4 protein-coding genes and 1 rRNA gene are annotated in these 6,623 nt (G+C 60.6%); 3 read left to right on the plus strand and 2 right to left on the minus strand.

All coding sequences use genetic code 11. The features are described from left to right. Positions 1-10: 10 nt before the first annotated feature. The 3 genes from ACJ8HB_RS16850 to pssA all read left to right on the plus strand — a co-directional run bounded on the left by ACJ8HB_RS16850 (position 11) and on the right by pssA (position 4,905). Positions 11-700, plus strand: a complete 690-nt coding sequence (locus ACJ8HB_RS16850; RefSeq protein ID WP_033635710.1) for a tRNA-uridine aminocarboxypropyltransferase — start codon at positions 11-13, stop codon at positions 698-700. A 48-nt stretch (positions 701-748) separates the two neighbouring features. Continuing rightward, positions 749-3,397: a bifunctional acetate--CoA ligase family protein/GNAT family N-acetyltransferase gene (locus ACJ8HB_RS16855; RefSeq protein ID WP_047570757.1), complete on the plus strand. Its 2,649-nt coding sequence runs from the start codon at positions 749-751 to the stop codon at positions 3,395-3,397. A 152-nt stretch (positions 3,398-3,549) separates the two neighbouring features. Beyond that, positions 3,550-4,905 carry a CDP-diacylglycerol--serine O-phosphatidyltransferase gene (gene pssA, locus ACJ8HB_RS16860; protein ID WP_047570755.1) on the plus strand — a complete coding sequence of 452 codons (1,356 nt, stop codon included), beginning with the start codon at positions 3,550-3,552 and terminating at the stop codon, positions 4,903-4,905. Between the two features lie 36 nt (positions 4,906-4,941). On the opposite strand, the gene ACJ8HB_RS16865 is transcribed toward pssA, so the two are convergent. Next, complete coding sequence (locus tag ACJ8HB_RS16865) at positions 4,942-6,252, minus strand: MFS family transporter (protein ID WP_047570753.1); 1,311 nt, start codon at positions 6,250-6,252, stop codon at positions 4,942-4,944. A gap of 258 nt (positions 6,253-6,510) precedes the next feature. Then, positions 6,511-6,623: ribosomal RNA gene (gene rrf / locus ACJ8HB_RS16870) — 5S ribosomal RNA — on the minus strand; the annotation flags it as partial.

Here is a 6,623-nt window from a genome sequence, read left to right on the forward strand (position 1 = left end):
CAGGATCGTTATGACCGACAACGCCGTACTTCGCCTGCGCCAATTCCGTTTAGACCGCGCCACCCGCCCTTTTCTGGCGCGCGGTTGCCGGGTGGCGCGTTGTCAGGGTTGCCTGCTACCGCATAAAAACTGCCTGTGCGACACCATTCGCCCGCAGCAGGCCGGCAGCCGTTTCTGCCTGATCATGTTCGGCGCCGAGCCGCTCAAGCCCAGCAACACCGGCCGCCTGATCGCCGATATCCTGCCGGACACCCAGGCGTTTCTCTGGTCACGCACCGAGATCGATCCTGCTCTGCTGGCGGCCATCAACGATCCGGCGCGGCAGCCTTATGTGGTGTTCCCCGCTTCCTACGCCGACGCCGAACGGCCGGTGTTCAGCGAGCTGCCCGCCGGCGGCAAACCGCCGCTGTTCATCATGCTGGACGGCACCTGGGCGGAAGCGCGCAAAATGTTCCGTAAAAGCCCGTACCTCAATCAATTCCCGGTGTTTTCCCTCAACGTCGACGCAGCATCGGACTACCAGCTGCGCGAAGCCAGCCGCGCCGAGCAACACTGCACGGCGGAAGTGGCCGCCGCCCTGCTGCAACAGGCGGGCGATCTGCCGGCCGCCGACGGTTTGAATCAGCATTTCCGCTATTTCCGTCAACAGTATCTGGCGGGAAAACCGACCCGGCCGGAGGCACCGGTCACAGCAATGTAGCCAGAAAGCGCCTAAAATCAGGCGTAACGTTGCCAAAAGGAGCCGTGCATGAGCCAGCGAGGGTTAGAAGCGCTACTACGTCCCAAATCGATCGCCGTGCTGGGCGCGTCGCAGCAGCCCGGCCGCGCCGGCAACCTGATGATGAGCAATCTGCTGGCCGGCGGTTTCGGCGGGCCCATCTTGCCGGTCACGCCGCGCTACAAGGCGGTATGCGGCGTGATGGCCTACCCCGACGTCGCCAGCCTGCCGCTGACGCCGGATCTGGCGATCATCTGCACCCACGCCAAACGCAATCTGGCGCTGATTGACGCGCTGGGCCAACGCGGCTGCAAAACCGCCATCGTGCTCTCTTCGCCGCCGGAACAGTTCGCCGAGCTGAAGGCCTGCGCACAGCGCTACGCCATGCGGCTGTTAGGGCCCAACAGCCTGGGGTTGCTGGCGCCGTGGCAGGGCATCAACGCCAGCTTCTCGCCGGTGCCGATCCAAAAGGGCAAGCTGGCGTTTATCTCGCAGTCCGCCGCCGTGGCCAACACCATTCTCGACTGGGCGCAGCAGCGCGAAGTCGGTTTCTCCTACTTCATCGCGCTGGGCGACAGCCTGGATATCGACGTCGACGACCTGCTCGACTTTTTGGCGCGCGACAGCAAGACCAGCGCCATCCTGCTGTATCTGGAAAACATCAGCGACGCACGGCGCTTTCTCTCCGCCTCGCGCAGCGCCTCACGCAACAAGCCCATTCTGGTGATCAAAAGCGGCCGCAGCCAACAGGCGCAGCTGCTGCTCAACAGCCAGCTGGGGCTGGACGCCGCCTATGACGCCGCCATCCAGCGCGCCGGCCTGCTGCGCGTGCAGGATACCCACGAGCTGTTCTCGGCGGTGGAAACCCTCAGCCATATGCATCCGCTGCGCGGCGAGCGGCTGATGATCGTCAGCAACGGGGCAGCGCCGGCGGCGATGGCGCTGGACGAACTGCTCGGACGCAACGGCAAGCTGGCCACGCTGAGCGATGAGAGCCTGGCAAAATTGAGCGACGCGCTGCCGGATTTCATCCGAGCCGGCAATCCGCTCGACCTGCGCGATGACGCCACGCCGCAGCGCTTCCTAGCGGCAATCGAAGCGCTGCTCGACAGCCACGACTATGACGCGCTGCTGTTGATCCACGCGCCGAGCGCGGCGGCGCCGGGCACCGCCACGGCGGAACGGCTGATCGACGCGCTGCATCGCCATGCGCGCGGCAAGCGCATCACGTTGCTGACCAACTGGTGCGGCGAATACTCTTCGCAAGAGGCGCGCCGGCTGTTTACAGAGGCCGCCATTCCCACCTACCGCACCCCGGAAGGCGCGGTGACCGCCTTTATGCATATGGTGGAATATCGCCGCAATCAGAAGCAGCTGAAAGAGACGCCGGCGCTGCCGATCGGCCTGACCGCCAACACCGCCGACGCCCACCGGTTGATCCATCAGGCGCTGGCCGAAGGCGCCACCCAGTTGGATACCCACGAGGTGCAATCCATCCTGCAGGCCTATGACCTGAGCACCCTGCCGACCTGGATCGCCGAGGACAGCGCCGAAGCGGTACACATTGCCGAACAGATCGGCTACCCGGTGGCGCTGAAGCTGCGTTCGCCGGATATCCCGCATAAATCGGAAGTTCAGGGCGTCATGCTCTACCTGCGCACCGCGACCGAAGTGCAGCGCGCGGCGGAGGCGATCCTCGACCGCGTGAAGCGCACCTACCCTCAGGCGCGCATTCACGGCCTGCTGGTGCAGAGCATGGCCAACCGCGCCGGTGCCCAGGAGCTGCGCATCGCGGTGGAGCAGGATGCGATTTTCGGCCCGCTGATCATGCTGGGCGAAGGCGGCGTGGAATGGCGCCAGGAAAATCAGGTGGCGGTCGCGCTGCCGCCGCTGAACATGGCGCTGGCGCGTTATCTGGTGCTGCAGGCGGTGAAAGGCGGCAAGATCCGCGGCCGCAGCGCGCTGCGGCCTTTGGATATCCCCGGGCTGAGCCGCCTGATGGTGCAGGTCTCCAACCTGATCCTCGACTGCCCGGAGATCGCCCGGCTGGATATTCACCCGGTGCTGGCCTCCGGCAGCGAATTCACCCTGCTGGACGTTTCGATGCAGCTCGCGCCGTTCAGCGGCGATCCGCAGGCGCGGCTGGCGATTCGCCCTTATCCGCATGAGCTGGAAGAAACCATCGCGTTGAAAGACGGCAGCCAATGCCTGTTCCGCCCGATCCTGCCGGAAGACGAGCCGGCGCTGAAGCATTTCATTGACCGGGTGACCAAGGAAGACCTCTATTATCGCTACTTCAGCGAGATCAACGAGTTTACCCATGACGATTTGGCCAACATGACGCAGATCGACTACGATCGAGAAATGGCCTTTGTGGCGGTGCGCGCAGACGAGATCATCGGCGTGACCCGCGCGCTGTCCGATCCGGACAACACCGACGCCGAATTCGCCGTGCTGGTGCGTTCCGACCTGAAAGGCCTGGGTCTGGGCCGCCAGCTGCTGGAGAAAATGATCGCCTATGCGCGCGCCCATGGCCTGACCCGTCTGAGCGGCATCACCATGCCGAATAACCGCGGCATGATCGCGTTGGCGCAGCGGCTGGGCTTTGGCATCGAGGTGCAGCTTGAGGACGGCATCGTCAATCTGACGCTGCCGCTGCAGGCCGCCGACGCGCAGTGACCTGCGTCGCAATGCGCTACGAATCCACCACTTAACGCCAAAACATACGCACAATCGAGGCAACTAATGGTATTATCGCCCGATTATTCGGTTTAATGTTTTTATGCCTGTGGCGTTCCGGCCATCAATCATGAGAGAAGAAACGCACTGTGATGTTGTCAAAATTTAAACGTAGCAAACATCAACAACACCTTGCACAACTGCCCAAACTCCCCCAGACGGTTGCTGATGTTCGTACGTTGTACGCGCCGTCCGATTTTCGCACCACGCTGCTGGACGCCATCGCCAACGCTACCCAACGCATCTATCTGGTGGCCCTGTATCTGGAGCATGACGACGCCGGGCGCGAGATCCTCAACGCACTCTATCAAGCCAAGCAGCGGCGGCCCGAGCTGGAAATCTGCGTGCTGGTCGACTGGCACCGCGCACAGCGCGGCCGCATCGGCGCCGCCGCCGCCAATACCAACGCCGACTGGTACTGCGCCATGGCCGGCCAACATCCCGAGCAGTCGGTGCCTATCTACGGCGTGCCGGTCAATACCCGCGAAGCGTTGGGCGTACTGCACCTGAAGGGCTTTGTGGTCGACGATACCGTGATCTACAGCGGCGCCAGCATCAACGACGTTTATCTACATCAGCATGAGAAATACCGTTACGATCGCTACCAGCTGATCACCAACGAGGTGTTGGCCGATACCCTGATCGATTACATCAAGCAGCATCTGCTCACCGCCGGCGCCGTACAGCGCCTCGATCGCAGCGATCGGCCGAAAAGCCCGGAGATCAAAAACGAGACCCGCCTGTTCCGTTTCGCCCTTCGCCGCGCCGGCTATCACTTCCGCAGCAAGGCCGGCAACGATGAGTTGGCGGTGACGCCGCTGGTTGGGCTTGGCAAGCAAAGCGTGCTGAATAAAACCATTCATCACCTGATGTCGTGCGCCGACCAGAAACTGACGCTGTGCACCCCTTATTTCAACCTGCCGGCGCTGCTGGTGCGCAATATCATTTATCTGCTGCGCCAGGGCAAACAGGTGGAGATCATCGTCGGCGACAAGACCGCCAACGACTTCTATATTCCGGAAGACCAGCCGTTCAAAATCATCGGCGCGCTGCCCTACCTGTACGAGATCAACCTGCGCCGTTTTCTGAGCCGCTTGCAGCGCTATATCGACACCGGGCAGCTGATCGTGCGTCTGTGGAAGGATGGCGATAACAGCTATCATCTGAAAGGCATGTGGGTTGACGAAGAGTGGCAGCTGATTACCGGCAATAACCTCAACCCGCGCGCCTGGCGGTTGGATCTGGAAAACGCCATTCTGATCCACGATCCCAAGCAGGAAATGCGCGAGCAACGGCAAACAGAACTGGAGTGCATCCGCACTCACACCACCGTGGTCGGCCATTATCAGGAGCTGCAAAGCATTCAGCAGTACCCGATCAAGGTGCGCAAGCTGATTCGCCGTCTACGGCGTATCCGCATCGATCGGTTGATTAGCCGTATCCTGTAAGATCTACTCTGACCCCGGCCAAGGCCGGGGTTTTTATTACAGCTGTATTTCCTTGCCTTTGCGATGCAGCCGGAGTGAGACCAGCAACGCCAGCAGGCACATGCCGGAAACATACCAGAAGAAGGCATTTTCCACGCCGAACGATTTAAGCGACAGCGCGACATATTCCGCCGAACCGCCGAACAGGGCATTCGCTACCGCATAAGACAAGCCTACCCCTAACGCACGCACCTCCGGCGGGAACATCTCGGCTTTAAGCAGCCCGCTGATCGAGGTGTAAAAGCTGACAACGAACAGCGCCAGTACGATCAGGCCGAACGCCATAAAGGGGTTGCTCACCCCTTTCAGGGCGAACAGGATCGGCACCGTCAACAGGGTGGCCAATGCCGAGAAGATCAGCATCGAGCTGCGACGGCCGATTTTGTCCGAGAACGCGCCTGCCGCCGGCTGCAGCAACATGAAGACGAACAGCGCGGCGGTCATGATGGCGCTGGCCAGCTTGGCGTCCATACCGGCGGTGTTCACCAGATATTTCTGCATATAGGTGGTAAAAGTGTAAAAGGTCAGTGAACCGGCGGCGGTAAAGCCCAACACCATCACAAACGCCTTGCGGTTTTTCCATAGCCCCGTCAGCGAACCGGCATCTTGGTGGTTACGTGTTTTCGCATCGGAGGTTTCATTCAGCGAACGGCGCAGGTACAACGCCACCACCGCCAACACGGCCCCCAAGGCAAACGGGATGCGCCATCCCCAGGCCTTCAGCTCTTCGCCGGACAATATCTGCTGCAGGATCACCAATACCAGCAGCGCCAGCAGTTGCCCGCCGATCAGCGTGACATACTGGAACGATGCGTAGAAGCCGCGCCGCCCCTTGATTGCCACCTCGCTCATGTAGGTGGCGCTGGTGCCGTACTCGCCGCCCACAGACAGCCCCTGGAACAATCGCGCGATCAGCAGCAGCGCCGGCGCCCAGCTGCCGATCGACTCATACGTCGGCAGACAGGCGATCACCAGCGATCCGGCGCACATCATGCAGACCGAAAGCAGCATTGAGTTTTTTCGGCCGTGTTTATCGGCAATGTAGCCGAACAGCCAGCCGCCGATCGGCCGCATAAAGAAGCCGGCGGCGAACACACCGGCAGTTTGCAGCAGTTGTGTCGTGCTGTTGCCCGCCGGAAAAAATGAGGCGGCAAAGTAGATTGAGCAGAAGGAGTAAACGTAAAAATCAAACCACTCCACCAGATTGCCTGATGAAGTCCCGACGATGGCAAAAATGCGTTTTTTGTTATCCAGCGCCCCCTGTTCGACGCCGCGTTCATCCTCAAGAACCGAGGTTGTTTCTGTCATGGTATTTTCTCCGAGCCATAGCAATGATGAAATTCGGCGTCCTGCCGCTCTGGTTGTTACTTTATTGTTATTTATAAGTTAACAAACAAACTTAATAGCGGACGAAGAATATCTGGCGTTTGGAGGGACAATGCGCGGAATTTGTGATGAATATTAAACCGCACGCTGAAAGCTGAAGCGGATTGCAACGGGGATTTTCCGTTTTACGCATAGCAAAAAGCCCTGAACGTCAGTTCAGGGCTTTCGGCTTGGTTTGATGCCTGGCAGTGTCCTACTCTCGCATGGGGAGACCCCACACTACCATCGGCGCTACGGCGTTTCACTTCTGAGTTCGGCATGGGGTCAGGTGGGACCACCGCGCTATTGCCGCC

This window comes from Serratia sp. CY27727 (genome assembly GCF_052169275.1).
GTDB lineage: Bacteria > Pseudomonadota > Gammaproteobacteria > Enterobacterales > Enterobacteriaceae > Serratia > Serratia sarumanii.

What these genes read in the sequence shown, in the direction of transcription:
- ACJ8HB_RS16865 (WP_047570753.1), bottom strand. Translation starts at nt 6,252, where the DNA reads ATGACAGAAACAACCTCGGTTCTTGAGGATGAACGCGGCGTCGAACAG.
- ACJ8HB_RS16850 (WP_033635710.1), top strand. Translation starts at nt 11, where the DNA reads ATGACCGACAACGCCGTACTTCGCCTGCGCCAATTCCGTTTAGACCGC.
- ACJ8HB_RS16855 (WP_047570757.1), top strand. Translation starts at nt 749, where the DNA reads ATGAGCCAGCGAGGGTTAGAAGCGCTACTACGTCCCAAATCGATCGCC.
- pssA (WP_047570755.1), top strand. Translation starts at nt 3,550, where the DNA reads ATGTTGTCAAAATTTAAACGTAGCAAACATCAACAACACCTTGCACAA.